At 37.2% G+C, this 19115-nt stretch carries 17 protein-coding genes; 8 read left to right on the top strand and 9 right to left on the bottom strand.

Annotation, left to right across the window (positions count from 1 at the left end; all coding sequences use genetic code 11):
* Positions 1-14 precede the first annotated feature (14 nt).
* Positions 15-1304, top strand: coding sequence for an aminopeptidase P family protein (locus EA772_RS07940; RefSeq protein ID WP_124912350.1), 1290 nt, complete (start codon positions 15-17; stop codon positions 1302-1304).
* 61 nt (positions 1305-1365) lie between these two features.
* Here EA772_RS07940 and meaB read toward each other — a convergent pair whose 3' ends face one another.
* Positions 1366-2262 carry a methylmalonyl Co-A mutase-associated GTPase MeaB gene (gene meaB, locus EA772_RS07935; RefSeq protein ID WP_124912348.1) on the bottom strand — a complete coding sequence of 299 codons (897 nt, stop codon included), beginning with the start codon at positions 2260-2262 and terminating at the stop codon, positions 1366-1368.
* A gap of 67 nt (positions 2263-2329) precedes the next feature.
* Between meaB and EA772_RS07930 the strand changes: the two genes are divergently transcribed.
* The 5 genes from EA772_RS07930 (at position 2330) to EA772_RS07910 (ending at position 8027) form a co-directional block, all read left to right on the top strand.
* On the top strand, positions 2330-3205 hold the full coding sequence (locus tag EA772_RS07930; RefSeq protein WP_124912346.1) for a glycosyltransferase family 2 protein: 876 nt from the start codon (positions 2330-2332) through the stop codon (positions 3203-3205).
* Positions 3206-4192 carry a glycosyltransferase family 2 protein gene (locus EA772_RS07925; protein ID WP_124912344.1) on the top strand — a complete coding sequence of 329 codons (987 nt, stop codon included), beginning with the start codon at positions 3206-3208 and terminating at the stop codon, positions 4190-4192. It abuts the gene before it with no gap.
* 129 nt (positions 4193-4321) lie between these two features.
* Positions 4322-6157 (top strand): ABC transporter ATP-binding protein, encoded by a 1836-nt coding sequence (locus tag EA772_RS07920; RefSeq protein WP_124912342.1) that lies wholly within the window; start codon positions 4322-4324, stop codon positions 6155-6157.
* A 2-nt stretch (positions 6158-6159) separates the two neighbouring features.
* Positions 6160-7089: a glycosyltransferase family 2 protein gene (locus EA772_RS07915; RefSeq protein WP_124912340.1), complete on the top strand. Its 930-nt coding sequence runs from the start codon at positions 6160-6162 to the stop codon at positions 7087-7089.
* A complete protein-coding gene (locus EA772_RS07910; protein ID WP_124912338.1) occupies positions 7086-8027 on the top strand; it encodes a glycosyltransferase family A protein in 942 nt (313 codons plus the stop codon). The genes EA772_RS07915 and EA772_RS07910 overlap by 4 nt, the downstream gene beginning before the upstream one ends.
* Here the strand turns inward: EA772_RS07910 and EA772_RS07905 are convergent.
* Positions 8024-8785: a glycosyltransferase family 2 protein gene (locus tag EA772_RS07905; protein ID WP_168187500.1), complete on the bottom strand. Its 762-nt coding sequence runs from the start codon at positions 8783-8785 to the stop codon at positions 8024-8026. The two genes, EA772_RS07910 and EA772_RS07905, sit on opposite strands and share 4 nt — an antisense overlap.
* Positions 8786-8852: 67 nt before the next feature.
* Here EA772_RS07905 and EA772_RS07900 point away from each other — a divergent pair, with 67 nt between their 5' ends.
* Complete coding sequence (locus EA772_RS07900; protein ID WP_124912334.1) at positions 8853-9944, top strand: glycosyltransferase family 1 protein; 1092 nt, start codon at positions 8853-8855, stop codon at positions 9942-9944.
* On the opposite strand, the gene EA772_RS07895 is transcribed toward EA772_RS07900, so the two are convergent.
* The 6 genes from EA772_RS07895 to EA772_RS07870 all read right to left on the bottom strand — a co-directional run bounded on the left by EA772_RS07895 (position 9945) and on the right by EA772_RS07870 (position 17404).
* Complete coding sequence (locus tag EA772_RS07895; RefSeq protein WP_124912332.1) at positions 9945-10754, bottom strand: class I SAM-dependent methyltransferase; 810 nt, start codon at positions 10752-10754, stop codon at positions 9945-9947.
* A 110-nt stretch (positions 10755-10864) separates the two neighbouring features.
* Positions 10865-11944 carry an acyltransferase gene (locus EA772_RS07890; protein WP_124912330.1) on the bottom strand — a complete coding sequence of 360 codons (1080 nt, stop codon included), beginning with the start codon at positions 11942-11944 and terminating at the stop codon, positions 10865-10867.
* A 95-nt stretch (positions 11945-12039) separates the two neighbouring features.
* Complete coding sequence (gene infB, locus EA772_RS07885) at positions 12040-15108, bottom strand: translation initiation factor IF-2 (protein WP_124912328.1); 3069 nt, start codon at positions 15106-15108, stop codon at positions 12040-12042.
* Positions 15109-15169: 61 nt separating this feature from the next.
* Positions 15170-16414 carry a transcription termination factor NusA gene (gene nusA / locus EA772_RS07880; RefSeq protein ID WP_010601141.1) on the bottom strand — a complete coding sequence of 415 codons (1245 nt, stop codon included), beginning with the start codon at positions 16412-16414 and terminating at the stop codon, positions 15170-15172.
* 2 nt (positions 16415-16416) lie between these two features.
* On the bottom strand, positions 16417-16881 hold the full coding sequence (gene rimP / locus EA772_RS07875; RefSeq protein ID WP_124912326.1) for a ribosome assembly cofactor RimP: 465 nt from the start codon (positions 16879-16881) through the stop codon (positions 16417-16419).
* A 121-nt stretch (positions 16882-17002) separates the two neighbouring features.
* Positions 17003-17404: a hypothetical protein gene (locus EA772_RS07870; RefSeq protein ID WP_124912324.1), complete on the bottom strand. Its 402-nt coding sequence runs from the start codon at positions 17402-17404 to the stop codon at positions 17003-17005.
* Positions 17405-17452: 48 nt separating this feature from the next.
* On the opposite strand from EA772_RS07870, the gene EA772_RS07865 reads away from it, so the two are divergent.
* Positions 17453-17797, top strand: coding sequence for a phage holin family protein (locus EA772_RS07865; RefSeq protein WP_116170492.1), 345 nt, complete (start codon positions 17453-17455; stop codon positions 17795-17797).
* Between the two features lie 68 nt (positions 17798-17865).
* Here the strand turns inward: EA772_RS07865 and EA772_RS07860 are convergent, their stop codons facing one another.
* A complete protein-coding gene (locus tag EA772_RS07860; RefSeq protein ID WP_116170493.1) occupies positions 17866-19005 on the bottom strand; it encodes an acyl-CoA dehydrogenase in 1140 nt (379 codons plus the stop codon).
* Between the last annotated feature and the right edge of the window lie 110 nt (positions 19006-19115).

The following is a 19115-nucleotide window of genomic DNA, read 5'->3' as shown; positions in this document are numbered from 1 at the left end:
AAATTGCATTTATTATGAAATATTCCCAAATTGATCAGAACCTCTTTATCTTAAATAGAAAAAACTTCTTTAAAAAGCTAAAAAACAATTCGTTAGCACTATTTAACGCAGCTGATGAGTTCCCAAGAAGTGGCGATCAGAACTATATCTTTAAGCAAAATCCTGATTTATTTTATTTATCTGGTATTGACCAGGAACAGACTATATTACTTCTATATCCCGATTGTCCTAATCCTTTGTACAGAGAAGTCCTGTTTTTAAGACAGACAAATGATTACATCAAAGTATGGGAAGGCTACAAGTATACGAAGGAACAAGCGAAAGCTGCTTCTGGCATTGAAAGCATTTATTGGCTGGAAGATTTTGATAATATTTTGCACAGCATTGTCCACTATGCAGAGAATATCTATCTTAATACAAATGAAAACGACCGGTATGCACACACTGTTCCCTATCGCGACATTCGTTTTATCGAGCAGATGCGATCGAAGTATCCTTTACACCACTATGAGCGGTCAGCGCCAATCATGCGTGAATTAAGAGCAGTTAAGTCGGAAGTAGAAATTGAATTAACCAAAAAAGCTTGTTCCATTACCCGTGATGCTTTTGTTAGGGTATTGAAATTCACCAAACCTGGTGTGAAAGAATACGAGATTGAGGCAGAAATTATCCACGAATTTATCAGGCAAGGCGGTACAGGACATGCATATACCCCGATTATAGCATCTGGCCATAATGCTAACATCCTCCATTACAACGATAATAATCAAACTTGTAATGATGGCGATGTAATTTTATTTGATTTTGGCGCAGAATATGCCAACTACAATGCCGACATGAGCCGATCGATTCCTGTTAATGGCAAATTCACTGCAAGGCAAAAAGAAGTGTACAACGCTGTTTTGCATGTAATGAAAGAGGCAACCAAATTAATCGTCGCCGATACAGTATGGAATAATTACCACGATGAAGTTGGTGAGATAATGACGGAGCAGCTTATTAATCTTGGTCTGCTTACCACTAATGATGTAAAAAACCAAAGCAAGAACTATCCAGCTTATAAAAAATATTTCATGCATGGCACCTCCCATCACCTTGGTATCGATGTTCATGATTTTGCCGGAAGATATACGCCATTTGCGGCAGGTAACATTTTAACAGTTGAACCTGGAATTTATATCCCTGAAGAAGGCTTGGGTATCCGACTCGAAAACAATATTTTGATTACTTCAAGTGGTAATATAGATTTAATGGCAGATATCCCGGTAGAAGCTGAAGAGATCGAAAGCATCATGAATAGCTAGCGGTTTAATGGACTGATCACATGATTGATTTTTTGGGCACTGACTGATCCAACAAAATCAGTTACAATTTCACAAACTCTTCTGCAAACCGATAAACATTAAAATCATCTTTTACTAAGGCTGCCTGAATATTTTCTTGCAGCCTTTTTTTGTCCACTGCCATCATCTTCTGATTTTGTATAATCCTCCAGGCTTTCTCTGCAAAAAGATGAACTTTCCGCTCATTTGTCATTTCAACTGGCTTCAGTATCCATTTACATAAATCTGTTACACCAGTATTTTTATCAGCGACAGTTTTTAATACCGGGATAGACTTGAGCCCTTGATGAACGATTTTTTTTAGGTTATTGGCGAAGGTATCGGCTCCATCACGGTCAGCTTTATTAATCACAAAACAATCTGCTATCTCCATTAAGCCAGATTTAATGTTTTGCACTTCGTCACCCGATTCGGGAACTAAAACCACAATCGTTTTATCAGCCAGGCCGGCAATTTCCACTTCCGATTGCCCAACACCCACCGTTTCAACTAAAATGATGTCGAAATTTGAAGCCTTTAACACATCAACCATTTCAATGGTTTTTGCCGAGATACCACCCAGCGCACCTCTTGTAGCCAGCGAACGGATAAATACTTTTGGATTGTTAAACTGTGCCGCCATCCTGATCCGATCTCCAAGCAAGGAACCAAAATTGAATGGCGATGTCGGATCTATTGCCAATATTGCCACCCGTTTATTTGCAGCAGTAAAATGATTGGTAATGGCATTAACCAAAGTACTTTTTCCTGCACCTGGAGGCCCTGTAATTCCAATAACAATATTTTCTGCCCGTGGATTCAAATTTTTTAATATCTGATCTGCCGGTGCAATATTATTTTCAACGAACGTAAGTGCCCGGGCCAAAATCTTATAATTGCCTTGCTTTACTTCGCTTAAAATGGATAGATGGGTATTCATCAATAAAACTATCTTTGTACAAATTAACAAAATAATAAACCACAAAGCGCACAAACCTCTGTCCCGAATGAAAGTTACTGGATTTACTTTTTTGAGAAACGCAGTTGTAAATGACTACCCTGCAAAAGAGGCCATTCTTTCTGTGCTGTCCTTGTGCGATGAGTTTGTAATTGCATTGGGTAATTCGACCGATGAAACCGCAGAACTGGTTCAAAATATCGATCCAAAAATCAGAATTATCGATACCACATGGGATGAATCTATCCGCGAAGGCGGAAGAGTTTTTGCTGATGAAACCAACAAAGCCATTGCCGCAATTTCTGCTGACACCGATTGGATGATTTATATTCAGGGCGATGAAGCCATTCATGAAGACTATCTTCCAATAATTAGGAAAGAAATGGAACTGGAGTTGGAGAATAAACAGGTAGAGGCGCTCTTATTAAAATACAAACACTTCTACGCTTCTTATGATTACCTGGCTGAATCAAGAAGATGGTATCGAAGAGAGGTTAGAATCATCAAAAATTTGCCTGGTGTGCACTCCTATCGTGATGCGCAAGGTTTTCGTATCAATGACAGAAAGCTGAGGGTAAAATTGATAGATGCTTATATTTTTCATTATGGCTGGGTAAAACCACCACAAGGACTTCAGGGCAAAGTCCGGAATTTCAATCAATTTTATCAAACGGAAGAATGGATTGAAGAAAATTATCCGGTTCAGGAAACCTTTGATATGCATAATGCCGATCGCCTGGTGCATTTTAAAGGGAGCCATCCAAAAGTAATGGCACCCAGAATCGGGGCGGCTAACTGGAAGTTTGAGAAAGATCTGACTAAAGAAACGCCAAAAATGAATTTCAGGAGAAGGCTATTGCAAAAGATTGAAGATTTAACCGGGTTACGCTTATTTGAGTATCGAAATTATAAAATTGTGAAGTAGATGCAAAAAAGCGTTTCAATTGTTATCCCAAATTATAATGGCAGGCACCTGTTAGAAAAGTATCTGCCATCGGTTTTTACAGCTGCAGAAAATACCGGCTCACAATTCGAAGTCATCGTGATTGATGATGGCTCGAAAGACAACAGTATCGAATTTATTCAGCAACATTACCCAAAGATAAAGTTGCTTATTAATGATAGGAACAGGGGTTTTTCATTTACTTGTAACCATGGAATTAGGGAAGCTCAGCATGAGTTAATTTTACTTTTGAATTCTGATGTTAAATTAGATCCTGATTATTTTAAGGCACAATGGAAGTATTTTGAACGGGAAGATACTTTTGGCGTGATGGCCCGTATCATGAGTTTTGATGAAAGCCGGATTGAGGATGCCGCTCGCCTGTTATATTATTCTGGTTGCAGAATCAAGGCGAACAAATTTTATTATAGCCAAAATCCAGCTGATGAAGATGTTTACACGGCATATCTTTCAGGTGCGAATGCTTTGGTTGACGCAAAGAAACTTAAGGAGTTGGGCGGTTTTGACGAAATCTACTCTCCTTTCTCATCAGAAGATTTTGACTTGAGTTTACGTGCCTGGCAACTCGGCTGGAAGTGTTACTACGAACATCAGTCCTTTTGCTTCCATCATGTGAGCGGCAGCACTAAAACACAAATCAAATCGAATTTCATTAAAAAAGTTTACTATCGGAACAGATACATCCTGCAGGGCATTCATCTTACCGGGATTAGAAAAGCCTTGTATCCCCTGCAACAAATATTTACAGAACTTATCCCAAAGTTAGTTACAGGCAAAATCTGGGTATGGGAAAGTTATCAGGAATATTTGAACCACCAGGCCCGGATTAACGAAAGCAAAAAAAAGTTAGGACAATTAAAGTTAAAACATCAATCTCAGCGCAACATCGATGATATCATCGACGTGATCAATCAATCAATTAAGCATAAGAAAATTAAGCGATTGTAATTTTAAGCTTCCTGGCTGCTGAAATTCCAACAGGTTTGTTTGAAAAGCTTACCTTTGCCAAGTTTTATTTAGATTTTTTTGGAGATGATTTGATTCATCGTCCATCTTACATATTCCATTTCACTTCAAATGAAAACATATTTTCGTTTATTATCTTTTGCCAAGCCGATAGAAAAATTTGCAATTCCCTATGTGATTGCTACGTTACTTTCCATTCTCTTTGGCACATTTAACCTGGCGCTATTATCTCCACTTTTTGAAACGCTTTTAAATGCCAATAAACAAGCTTGTGAAACCCCTAGTTTAACTGACAAGGCGGCATCATCATTTAGCCTTTTGGGTAAACTAAGAGAGTTTGTAGCTTATTCTATCCGGGTGAACACCATTGAAACCACCCTGATGTATGTATGTTTCGTGATTGTGATTTCTGTATTGCTTTCAAACATATTCAGATATCTTTCGCAACGTATCATGGAAGATTTACGCGTACATACATTGTTAAATTTCAGAAAAAGGGTTTTTAACAATGTGATGAACCTTCATGTAGGTTATTTTAACAGCGAGCGCAAAGGCGATATTATTTCGAAAGTTGCCTCAGATGTTCAGGTGGTTCAATTTACAGTGACCAATACGCTGCAGGTTGTTTTTAAAGAGCCTGTTACCCTTATTGTATATGTTATTTTATTGTTTAATATCTCTGCAAAGCTTACCTTCTTCTCTTTACTGGTAATTCCCATTTCGGCTTTCATTATTAGTAAAATTGTAAAGCGACTGAAGCAACAAGCCAAAGAATCGCATGAGTCTTTTGCAAAAATGATTGGTTTTTTAGATGAGTCACTCAGTGGCATTAAAATTATCAAAGCTTTCAATGCAACTGAAAGGATTAAAAATAAGTTTAACGAGGAAAACATCTTCTATTCGAATCTTACACGTAAAATGGTGAGGAGACAACAATTGGGTTCACCTGTATCTGAATTTCTAGGGGTGCTGATGATCTCGATCATTGTTTGGTATGGCGGTTCATTAATCTTACACAATGATAAAAATGCGCTGGCTGCATCTGACTTTATTGCCTACATCGCGATATTTTCACAGGTCATGCGCCCGGCTAAAGCCCTAACCGATTCGTTTAGTGGCATTCATTCAGGAATTGCAGCTGGAGAGCGTGTGCTGGACCTGATTGACACCAAACCACAACTGGTGAACTCTTCAGATGCCCAACCGCTAAAAACCTTTGAGCATGCATTAACGTTGAATAATGTTTCCTTTTCATATGGTGAAAAGCAAGTGCTTTCGAACATTAATATTGATATAGAAAAAGGCAAAACAATAGCTTTAGTTGGCCCATCAGGTGGTGGAAAAAGCACTTTAATGGATCTCATTCCACGTTTCCATGATCCGAAATCAGGCTCTATTAAAATAGATGGCAATGATTATAAAGATTTAACCGTCGAAAGCATTAGAGCGAAGATGGGTACCGTCAATCAGGAGTCTTTCCTATTCAACGATAGCATTTTTAATAATATCGCCTTTGCAAGACCAGAAGCTAGCGAAGAAGAAGTAATTGCGGCTGCTAAAATTGCAAATGCCCATGAATTTATTCTTAATACTGAAAATGGTTATCAATCATTTGTAGGTGACAGGGGTAATAGACTTTCTGGTGGGCAGAGGCAACGTATTTGTATTGCAAGAGCAGTTCTTGCCAATCCACCAATTATGCTGTTAGATGAAGCCACATCAGCGCTTGACACAGAATCAGAAAAACTGGTACAGGAAGCTTTGAATAACCTGATGAAGAATCGTACATCAATTGTAATTGCCCACCGTTTAAGCACCATACAGCATGCAGATAAAATCGTCGTTATCGATAAAGGAACTGTTGTAGAATCAGGAAGCCATACTGAATTATTGGCTAAAAATGGTTTATACAGAAGATTGATTGATATGCAGGCTTTTAATGATTAAGTATGGATAAGCCATTAGTTTCAATAGCCTTATGTACCTATAACGGAGAAAAATACCTGGTTGAACAGTTAGATTCTATTGTCAATCAGAGTTATCCCAACATTGAAATCATTGCAGTTGATGATTGTTCCTCCGATGGAACTGTTGATATACTGAAAGCTTATGCCGAAAAATATCCTTATTTTCAAGTATATGAAAATGAGATCAATTTAGGTTATATCAAAAATTTTGAAAAGGCAATTAGGCTTTGTACGGGTGAATTTATAGCCCTGGCTGATCAGGATGATATTTGGCATTTGAATAAAATAGCAGTTCAGGTTAACGAAATTGGAGCTAGCATTCTGGTTTATCATGATTCCACGTTCATGAATAGTGAAGGTATTTCGATGAACAAGAAAATGTCTGAAGTGATTAATATGTATCATGGCGAAAGTTTTAAGCCTTTTTTGTTTTTCAATTCACTCTCTGGCCATGAAGCATTTTTCAAAAGCTCATTGGTTCAATACAGCCTGCCCTTTCCTAAGGGTATTTTTCACGATCGTTGGTTAGCCTATACTGCAACAAATATTGGTAACATTAAATATATCGATCAACCGTTAGTTCAATACCGGCAGCATGAGAACTCGGATACCAATATTTTAAAACTTAAAAGAAATAAATCTGAAAATTCTATTCATGGTAATGCCAAAATATTAAAAGCCCTATCAGAATTTGAAATCTTCGCCAGTTATCAATATAACAAAGACAAAAGCTTTATAGATAAGTTGCTAAAACTTTATCGTACAAGATTAAATGCTTATTTCTGTTTTGGACTGATCTTTTTTATGTATGCAAACTATAAATCATTATTATTTATTTCCAAAAAAAGCACAATGAGCAAGTTGAATTTCATTTTTAAGCATATTTGGGGATCGAAATTTAAAAGCAAATGATTTCAGTAGCGGTTTCTATAATTATTCCAACTTATAATTATGCGCATCTCATTACGCAAACATTAACCTGCTTAGTCAATCAGCATTTTACAGATTGGGAAGCGATCATAATTGATGACGGATCAACAGATGAAACGGAAAAGGTCGTTGAAAAGTTCATCAAAAACGACAACAGGTTTTTATATTTGAAGCAACCCAATAGAGGTGTTTCTGCAGCACGAAACCAAGGTATTAAATTTTCAAAAGGCAAATACATTCAATTTTTAGATGCAGATGATTTAATTTCTCAGGATAAGATTGTGCTTCAATACAATGTGCTCGAACAACACGAGGATACCGACATTTCTTATGTAAAAACTAAGTATTTCGATTCAGGACGTTCAGATATTTTATATGATAATTTTGACAAAAGTGATAGCAGTCAGGCCACATATTTTAACGGCTCAGGATATGAAATTATAAAACAGTACATTATAAATAACCAAACCGTGGTTCAATCTCCACTTTTTAGAAGAGAAATTTTTGATAAAGTTCGCTACTTTCGTGAAGAAATGCATTATCTGGAAGACTGGGATTTTTGGTTAAGGTGTGCATTTGGAGAGCTAAAGTTTTCTTTTTTGGAAAATAAAGATGCGTTTAGTTTAGTGAGGATACATCTACAGAGTGCCAGTAAACAATCTACTAAAATTATTGAGGCAGAAGGAAAATTGCGAGATCTGATCAATCAGTATCTGGCAAAATCATCACTTCATAAACAAGAAAAGATGGAGTTAGAACAATTAAATAATAAATTATTAGTCGTTACTTTTAAATACTTAATGGCAAAAACACCCTATACCGCTTTCTCGAAATTCAGGAATTATTATCAATCCATAAATAACAAATCCCTTTTTTTTGCTGCCCTACTTAAATCATTTAATTTAAAACGTAAAAGCTAACGAATACCAAAGAATTTTTTGATTTTGATTGTATACCTTAGCTTTCGAAGTTGTTTCTTTGCCGCCCATAACTCTTCGTAGTCGGGCATAAAAGCCGAAAAATGGTCATTTATCACCTGTTCTCTTTCCTTAAGTATTGTGGGTATGTTTTCGGGAGCTGAACTCATTCCATCTTCACTAAATTCGCTTATAAATTTATCAATATGTTGGTAAGAGCATGAATGCTTACAGGCAGCCAGGATAAAGAATTTCCAATCCGAAACAATAGTAAGGTTTTCATCATACAAACCCACTATATCGAAAAGCGTTCTCTTGATAAAGGTTGAAGGATGAGGAATTCCGGTGAAATAGAACAGGCTGAATGTAAGCTGATCAGCAGGAATCCATTTTCGTCTCTCGCCATTATTATTATAGATCATGTTCCCGCTAACTAAATCGGCCTCGAATCCAACTTTAACAGCTTCTGCGATGACATCTTCTGAGACAAATACATCTCCACTGTTTAAGAAAATTAAATAGTCTCCTGTACTCGCTTTGATTCCTTTATTCATCGCGTCGTATACTCCTGAATCTTTTTCTGAGACATAATATGCAATTTTGCCACTATGTTCCTCAATGAGTTCAACACTCCGATCCGTTGACCCTCCATCAATAACCAAATACTCTATTAAAGCATTTTTTTGATTAACGACAGATTCTATGGTTTTTTGTAAACCCTCAGCATTGTTAAAATTTATGGTTATGACAGAGATTTTCAATTTTATAATCTATTTTAGCACCCCTTAAAGGCTAGGATAATTCTTCAAACCTAATAAATTTTTAAGAATGACTAAGATTTTTTATGACCATCAAATTTTTTCTTCTCAGTATTATGGAGGCATTTCGAGGTACTTTGAGTATTTAATGCGTGGCGTAGATAAATCAAATGAGCTAGATTATAAGTTAGGCGTACTGAAATCGAAAAATTACTACATCCGAAACGAAAAGCAACCATTAAACCATGGCATATTTAATGCTTTGTTCAAATCGACAGCTGACCTTATCAAAAGAAATAATTCTTATTGTAAATATCTTTTGAAGAAAAACGATTTTTCTGTATTTCATCCAACATATTACAATCCTTATTTTTTAAAATATTTAAAGCGGCCATTTGTTGTAACCATACATGACATGACCTACGAAGCCCTTCCTCAGTTTTTCTTATCAGATGATCCTATTCCATATTATAAAAGGATACTGATGGAAAAAGCAGATAAGGTGATCGCCATTTCAGAAACCACAAAACAAGATATTTTAAAGTATAGCAAAATAAAAGAAGATAAAATAGAGGTTATTTATCACGGCATAGACCTAAGTCCTGCAGTGTATGAAGATGTTCCAAATTTACCAGATGAATACATCTTGTTTGTAGGTGCCAGATGGAGTTATAAGAACTTTCATATGGTTGTTGATGCTTTTAAAATACTTTCATCAAAATATCCCAATTTAAAGTTAGTTTTAGCAGGTGGCGGTTCGCTAACCTTTGGTGATTCTGAATATTTAATGAGAAATAATATTGTTGATAAAACCATACAAATTTCTGCTACTGATGAACAGTTGAACACCATTTATAAAAAAGCCAAATGCTTTATATATCCATCCTTACATGAAGGTTTCGGTTTACCCATTTTAGAGGCCTTTAAAAACAACTGCCCTGTGCTGCTAAGTAATTGTAGTTGTTTTGAAGAGATCGCTGGACAGGCGGCTAGGTATTTTGAACATCACTCGCTTGATTCGCTTGTGGCGGAAGTAGAAAAAATACTTTTAGGTGAGGAGGTAAAGTTGGATTTAATAGCGGAAGGTAATCAAAGACTTCAATTGTATCCTATTGAAAACTGTATACGTAAAACCAACCAACTTTACCAAGCCTTCTCCTGACTAAGATAAGCTATCTTTAATTTTCTGCCAATCATTTTGGAGTAAACTAGTTTTCGTATCACTTGCTTTTCGCATAAACCGATCAATTTTTCTTTTCATTACGCTGATATGCCAAGGATATACAACTTCTCGTTCGAACAAATTTGCAGGTAGAGATTTTTTGGTAAATAAATGCAAACTTCTTCCGTCGGTATAAAAATTCAATCCGAAGCTATTGGCCAAATATTGCAGTGATTCTATCGTGTAGAAAGAAATATGCTGTCCGGTTTCTGGAATAAAATACCACCAATCGGTTACACAATTTAATTGCTTCGGTTGTAATTCGGTAGTGAACAAAAGGTTATCTCCATGCCGCAATATTAGCGATATTTCTTCCAGCGGATTTGCAAAATGTTCAAAAGATTCAAAGGAAGTGATGAGTTCAAACTGATCAGAACCCGAATCGGCAAGTGTAAAATAGTTGGCAAAAATATTAGTACAATAACGGTCGGTATGAAAGAAATCAAAGCCCTGATCTCTCATCATCCGTGTAAATAAACCATAACCGCCTGCATAATCAAGAAACTTTTTTGAGGAATCGAAATATTCATTTATCACTTTAATAGTTTTACTTCTTAAAGCTTCGTTTCTACTAGCCAATCCAACATCCAGCTTTGTAATCGCTGATGAATAGGCTTCCTCTAACCAATAGGGATCTTCTGTTTGTATAAAACCAGTTTCTAAACACTTGAAAAAGTCTACTTCGTACTTATTTAGGATCACTGAAGAAAAAATTCTTTCAGTAGCTCCGCCAGTTATTTTGCTTATCATACCATATATTAACAAGCAATAAACAAAAAGGTTGTAAGGCAACCATTTAGATTATGAAAATCATTGGTTAGATATAAATCCTGAAATACAGATATTCAAAAGTTAATGGTCTACTGTCCTATTAGCCATCTAAATCGCGTATTCTTAATAAGCACTACAATAAGATATGTACTAATGTATACAATCGCAAAACGCAGTAGCGAAACTAATATCAACTCAATAATTGAAAGCGTTTGTGTAATTGGGATATGAAAGGGTCTGAGAATTTCGGCTAAAAGGTTGTAAACAATAATATAATGAATAAGGTAAATTCCAAAAGTTGTTTCTCTGGGTTTAAAATATTTAGTGAAGCCGAAGTTTTTTATTTTCAAAAGAAGTAGCACGACCAATAGAGAGTAAAAGATATTGCTGACACGCAAAGTATTAAAGGGATCAATAGATTTAAGCTTAAACAATTCAACGATCTCTGCAATTGATAGATAAAACGAGATTCCTATTGATAATATCAAAAGCCAATAAGGAATTTTATCAATCAATGCTTGCACCTGGATCCAGCGGTGGTTTAGCTGGGCACCTAACCATAAAAAGAAAACAAAGCCAAAAATAGCAGTAGTATGCTGTTGAATAAACCACTGCTGATAAATATTAATGCTATATATTAAAGAAATCAGAATAAAAGCCATCCCTAACCAAATTGAATATAAATAGCGTTTAAAAACCAATAATACCGCAATACAAATTAAGAAATTGATAATGAACCAATAGTTAGTATATAGGTAGACAGTTTTAAAGACATCTCCTAACACATACCATCCATTAAAGGATAGGGTTTTATCGGATTCGATATAGTATTTAAGAAACATGGCTCCTACAAATATTAGCGACCAGATAAGCCAAGGGATTAAGGTATTTGACAATCTCCTCTTAAGGTACTGCCCAGGTGTATAATCTACAAACTTGCTTCCTAATAAAAAGCCAGCAAGAATAAAGAATGCCGCAGTTCCAAACTTTGGAAGTTGAATCAGACTCATATACGTAATGTGTGTAGCTGGAAAACCTGCATAAATATAGGTACCATTATAGGTGGAATGTTCCATCACTATTCCCATCATCGCTATGCACCTTATAGAATCAACAAAATCAAAATTCTTTTTTTTAGGGAGGTCTGTCATTCTTGAGTCGGTATGCATTAAATAAATATAGGTAGTTGAACCGGCAAATATCCGCTAAAAAAAAGAGTCCCGATAAAAATCGGGACTCTTTTAACATTTATGTATATAAAATATTACAGTTTTCTAGCTACTTCAACTTGTTCGTAAGCCTCAACAATGTCTCCAACTTCGATGTTGTTAAAGTTTTGAATGTTTAAACCACATTCATAACCTTTGTTTACTTCTTTCACATCGTCTTTAAAGCGTTTTAATGATGCCAATTCTCCTGTGTAAACCACAACACCATCTCTAACGATACGGATCTTGCTGTTACGAGTAATCTTGCCATCTAATACCATACAACCTGCGATAGTACCCACTTTAGTAATTTTGAAGGTTTCACGGATCTCCACGTTAGCCACAATTTTCTCTTCAAATTCTGGATCCAACATACCTTCCATTGCCGATTTAATCTCGTTGATTGCATCGTAAATGATAGAATATAAACGGATATCAATTTGCTCAGCTTCGGCTAATTTGCGTGCACCAGTTGATGGACGAACCTGGAAACCGATGATGATCGCATCTGAAGCAGAAGCTAACAATACATCAGATTCTGAAATCTGACCAACACCTTTACTGATGATATTGATTTGAATCTGCTCAGTCGAAAGTTTCAACAATGAATCGGCTAATGCTTCAATCGAACCATCCACATCACCTTTAACAATGATATTAAGCTCTTTAAAGTTTCCAATCGCTAAACGACGACCAATCTCATCCAACGTGATGTGTTTCTGTGTACGTAAACCTTGCTCACGTTGTAACTGCATCCGTTTGTTTGCAATATCACGTGCTTCAGTTTCACTTTCTAAAGCGTTGAAACGGTCACCCGCTGTAGGTGCACCTTGCATACCCAAAACCTGTACCGGTTGTGATGGACCTGCTGATTCTACTTTAGCACCACGTTCGTTTGTTAACGCTTTTACACGTCCGCTGTAACTTCCTGCCAAAATTGGATCTCCAACTCTTAACGTACCAGCCTGAACCAATACAGTAGTTACAATACCACGTCCTTTATCTAAAGCAGACTCAATAACTGAACCTGTTGCTCTCTTGTTAGGATTAGCTTTCAATTCTAGTAATTCAGCTTCTAACAATACTTTATCCAAAAGCAAATCAACATTTAAACCACTTTTGCTTGAGATTTCCTGTGATTGATATTTACCACCCCAATCTTCAACCAAGATGTTCATTGCTGATAATTGCTCACGAACTTTATCTGCATTTGCACCTGGTTTATCCACTTTAGTAAAAGCGAAAACCAATGGAACACCCGCAGCTTGTGCGTGATTAATCGCCTCTTTTGTTTGAGGCATCACTGCATCATCCGCAGCCACTACGATAATGGCAATATCGGCAACCTTTGCACCACGGGCACGCATCGCTGTAAAGGCTTCGTGACCTGGTGTATCTAAGAAAGTTACTTTTTTGCCTGAAGGTGTAGTTACCATGTAAGCACCAATGTGCTGTGTAATACCACCTGCCTCACCAGCAACCACATTTGCTTTACGAATATAATCCAGCAATGAAGTTTTACCGTGATCGACGTGACCCATAATCGTAACAACCGGAGCTCTTTCGATTAAATCTTCCTCATTATCTACTTCTTCAATTACGTTTTCTTCGTCTTCATCTGGTTTTACGAATTGGATTTCGTAACCAAACTCATCGGCAACAATGGTTAATGTTTCAGCATCTAAACGCTGATTAATTGACACGAACATACCCAGACTCATACAAGTACCGATAATTTTGGTTACCTGTACATCCATCATGCTCGCCAATTCGTTTGCCGTAACAAACTCAGTAACTTTTAATATTTTAGATTGAGATTCAAGTTCATTTGCTGCCTCTTCTGCGTTGAATGCTACATCATCACGTTTCTGACGACGCAACTTGGCACGTTGCGCAAATTTACCAGATTTACCTGCTCCACTTAAACGAGCAAGTGTTGCCTTAATTTGATCTTGAATTTCTTTCTCAGTAGGTTCTTCTTTAGGTCCGCTTGGTGTAGCATTTCTATTTTGGAAACCTGGTCTGTTGTTATTTCTATTGCCTTGGTAAGGCGTTCCACCTTGTCCGGCTGGTCTGTTACCTTGGTATGGCGTTCCACCACCTGGTCTGTTACCTTGATAAGGCTGACGAGGTTGGCCTGGTGCACCGCCTTGGCCTGCAGGATTTTGCCCTGGCTGACCCTGACCACCATGTTGACCTGGCTGCCCTGGAGCTCCAGGAGTTTTTTTACGTTTACGCTTACGTTTTGCAGCTTCACTATCACTAGATGATGCTACCGGACCGTTTCTTCTATCCGGAGTTGTTGGCAAAACAATTTTACCAATAATATTCGGGCCAGTTAATTTAACGGTACGTGCTTTTATAACTTCAGGCTCATTGCTTGCTGGTTTAACTTCAGCAGGTTTTTCTTCTGCTTTAGGTTGCTCAACTGGTTTAGCTGGCTCTGCTGCTTTCGCGGCAGGAGTTGCTGGCTCAGTCGGCGCAGGCGGAGTTACTGGTGTCTCTTCTTTTTTAACCTCAACTGGTTTTTCTTCAGCTTTTGGCTGCTCAACTGGTTTAGCTGGCACTTCTTCCTTCGCTGCCGGAGCAGGGGGAGTAACTGGTGCCTCTTCCTTTTTTACAGGGCGAGTTTTTGAGTTAAGATCATTTAGGTCGATCTTTCCTACAATTTTTACGCCTGGTAAGCCAGCCTCTTCAGCTTTATCTTCAGCCTTGGTTTCTGTCACTGGCGCTGCTGCCGCAGGAGTTGAAGTTTCTACCTTAGGGGCAGGTGTTTCAACAACCTTTGGTTTCTCTGCCGGAGGATTAAATGACTGAGCATTCTTAATCAGAATCTCATCGCTTTTTTCAAAGTCGGTATTTTTCTTCGGCGCTTCTACTGGTTTTTCAGTCTCAGGCTCGTCACGACGTATTTTACCAATCACTATTTGTTTGGCTTCTTCTCTTACGATCTTATCTCCCTGATACTCTTTTAATAAGGCATCATACATATCTCCCGTAAGTTTAAACATAGGGCTCTTCTCGGCAGAGAATCCCTTTTTGTTTAAAAACTCAACGGCCGTACCCATGCCTATATTAAGTTCTTTAATAGCTTTAATTAAAATGATTGGTTTGTCGTCTGACATTTAGCTCCTGTTATTTTTTCTTATTAATACAAAAGTAGTGTTTATTTGGCAATTACACCACTTATTCAAATTCTGACTGTAAAATCTGAACCACTTCTTTAATGGTTTCTTCTTCTAAGTCGGTGCGTTTTACCAAATCTTCTACTGAAAGTGCCAATACACTCTTAGCAGTATCGCAACCGATAGCCTTTAATTCATCAATAATCCAGCTATCAATCTCATCTGAGAATTCTTCTAGATCCACATCCTCGTCACTTTCTTCTCCAGCTTCGCGATACACATCAATTTCGTAACCAGTTAATTTACCAGCCAATTTAATGTTGTGTCCGCCACGTCCAATTGCTAATGAAACCTGATCTGGTTTTAAATAAACAGATGCATGTTTAGTTTCATCATCCAATTTAATAGATGTGATTTTCGCCGGGCTTAAAGCACGGGTAATGTATAATGAAATGTTATTTGTGAAATTAATCACATCAATATTTTCGTTTTTCAATTCGCGAACGATACCATGGATACGCGATCCTTTCATACCTACGCAAGCACCTACCGGATCAATACGATCATCGTAAGATTCTACAGCAACTTTAGCTCGCTCTCCTGGTTCACGAACAATTTTCTTAACAGTGATTAAACCATCAAAAATCTCTGGAACCTCAAGCTCGAACAAACGTTGCAAAAAGTCTGGCGCTGTTCTCGAAATGATAATTTTTGGGTTCGCGTTAATCATTTCCACTTTAGAGATTACTGCTCTAACAGAATCACCTTTTTTGAAATAATCAGCTGGAATCTGTTCAGTTTTAGGCATTAAAAGCTCATTACCTTCATCATCTAAAACCAAAGTTTCTTTCTTCCAAACCTGATAAACTTCGCCAGTGATAATCTCACCAACACGATCTTTATATTTTTTGAAGATCTCGTCTTTCTCTAATTCCAAAACTTTAGAAACCAAAGTTTGGCGGGCAGCTAAAATCGCTCTGCGACCGAAACTCTCTAACGTAATTTGCTCGATATAATCATCGCCAACCTCCAGAGTATTATCTAACTTAGAAACCTCAGCAAGTTCAATTTCTAAATCATCATCCTCAGAAAATCCATCCTCCATTACTTTTCTCGTTCTCCAGATCTCTAAATCCCCGTTATCAGGATTCACAATTACGTCACAGTTCTCGTCAGTTCCGTATTTCTTACGTAACATACTACGAAAAACCTCTTCCAACACACTGATCACCGTAGGGCGATCTATATTTTTAAAATCCTTAAACTCCTGAAAAGAGTCGATCAAATTAATTGTTGTAGTACTCATTTTTATTTAAATGAAATTAACACACTGGTTTCTAATATATCATTAAACGAAACTTCAGTTTGAACTGTAGTCGCTTTTTTCCCTTTTTCTTTAACCGATTCTTCAATCAGCAGGTTATTTTCTGTAACCGATAAAAGTTTTCCATCCTTTTTAAGTCCACCGTTAAGTTTAATACTCAAAGTCCGCCCTACGTTTTTCACGTATTGACGGTTTAACTTTAAAGGCTCGCCCACACCTGGCGAAGAAACTTCTAAATTATAAGCTTGCTCGATTACATTTTCTTCTTCCAAATGAAAACCAACATGCCTGCTTATAGCTACACAATCCTGTATGCTAATACCTTCGTCACCATCAACATGAATAATTAATTTATTGTTTGGCAACATTTTCACTTCAACCAAAAACAGTTCTGGCCGATCTGCAATTTTCTCCTCAACGAGGTCTGCAACTCTCTTTTCTACCTGCATATTTTAACCTGATTTCATAGAAAAAGGGGACATTGTCCCCTTCTCTTTTCTTCGATTACAATGCAAATGTAAGAATTCTTTATGAAAAATCAAACACTTGCGTTAATTATTATGCTGATTATTACCGCTTAAGTATTTGTCGCTGTGGTTGAAGATTATACTTTGCCGCCCCTGAAATCAACTTTCCGGCATTCGCAAATTCTACATTGATGAAACTTTCAACAGCATAGATTCTCCCTTTTTGAAAAGCCGTATCAGGAGTAAAAACCAGAGAATCGCCATTAACTTTGTAAGCACCTTTAACAGGCAAATCATCCTGCAAACTATCCAATTCACCTGGCTGCATCCAGACCGATACCAATTGATTCGAATCAGGATTGGATAAGTAAACATTCTTCACTTGCAACAAGCTTGCTTCATCAAAATTTTTAATTATTATTGAAGCACTATCCCCTGAAAACTTAATGATTGGTTTGTTGTTTGTATGTGAACACGCTAGTGCAAACATTGCGATTGCAAACATGGCCAAATATTTAAAGAAGTATTTAAACATTTTACAAAATTAACGATTATGAGATTTATTATTGAAGTTCTTTTGATGGGACTTGCCTTTTACATTGGCGCAAAACTGGTTCCTGGTGTATCAATTGATGGTTATGGAAATGCAATTATTGCAGCCATTTTAATTGCCCTTGCCAATGCTACGATTGGTTTTATTTTAAGATTATTAACCTTTCCTATTAACTTTTTAACATTAGGCTTGGTGTCATTTATTATCACCGTATTGATGATTCTTTTGGTAGATAACATGATGACTTCTTTCAACACATCAGGTTTCCTGGCAGCAGCATTTCTAGCGATTATTGTAGCCTTAATTAAAGCAATTTTCGGTGCCATTGCCGGAGAAAAAGAATAAGGATAAAAGTCATAAGTCTATAGTCTGGAGTCGATTTGGACTAAGGACTATAGACTTCGGACTCAAAACTATCTAATCACCTCTCTTGAGATCACCATTTTCTGGATCTCGGAAGTTCCCTCATAAATCTGTGTAATTTTTGCATCACGCATTAAGCGCTCCACATGGTATTCTTTAACGAAGCCATACCCCCCATGAACCTGGACAGCTTCAATAGTTACATCCATAGCTACTTTTGAAGCATACAACTTTGCCATCGAGCCGGCCTGTGTATATGGCAGGCCTTGATCTTTTAACCAGGCAGCCTTGTAAACTAATAACCTGGCAGCCTCAATTTGCGTAGCCATATCAGCCAATTTAAAGGCAATGGCCTGGTGTTCTGAAATTGGTTTGCCGAATGATTTACGCTCTTTTGCATATTGGGTAGCCAATTCAAATGCTCCTTGCGCAATACCCAAAGCTTGTGCAGCAATTCCTATTCTGCCGCCTTCTAAAGTTTTCATGGCGAATTTAAAACCAAAACCCTCTTCGCCGATTCTATTTTCTTTCGGCACCTTAACATCATTGAACATTAAAGAGTGTGTGTCAGAACCACGAATGCCCAATTTGTTTTCTTTTGGCCCAATGGTAAAACCTTCCATTCCTTTTTCTACGATAAAGGCGTTAATTCCTTTATGCCTGAGTTCCGGATGGGTTTGTGCGATAACAAGATAGGTGGAAGCCGTACTGCCATTGGTAATCCAGTTTTTTGTTCCGTTTAGCAAGTAATAATCTCCTTTATCTTCAGCAGTTGTACGTTGAGAAGTCGCATCAGACCCTGCTTCTGGCTCTGATAAACAGAATGCACCAATTTTTTCTCCCGATGCTAACGGCTTAAGGTATTTTTCCTTTTGTGCCTCGCTACCATAAGCTTCTAAACCATAACATACCAATGAATTGTTTACCGAAACCACAACCGATGCAGATGCATCAATCTTGGACAATTCTTCCATTACTAAAACATAAGAAATTGCGTCCAGACCACTGCCGTTATATTTCTCATTAACCATCATCCCTAAGAAACCCAGTTCGCCTAGTTTTTTAACTTGCTCAGCAGGAAATTTCTGATGCTCATCTCGATCGATTACTCCAGGCTTTAGTTCTTGCTGCGCAAAATCTCGGGCAGCCTGCTGGATCATCAATTGCTCTTCACTTAATTCAAAATGCATAACATTTATGTATAAAAGGTTAGTACACCAAATGTAGCATTTCCAATTGAAAAATACTATGGCTGCATAGCAATTAATTGCAATTAATCGTTAATCAATGAATTTCTAAG

Origin of the sequence: Pedobacter sp. G11 (assembly GCF_003860265.1) — a bacterium.
Taxonomy (GTDB): Bacteria; Bacteroidota; Bacteroidia; order Sphingobacteriales; family Sphingobacteriaceae; genus Pedobacter; species Pedobacter agri.
This window is presented reverse-complemented; position numbering and strand designations above follow the sequence as displayed.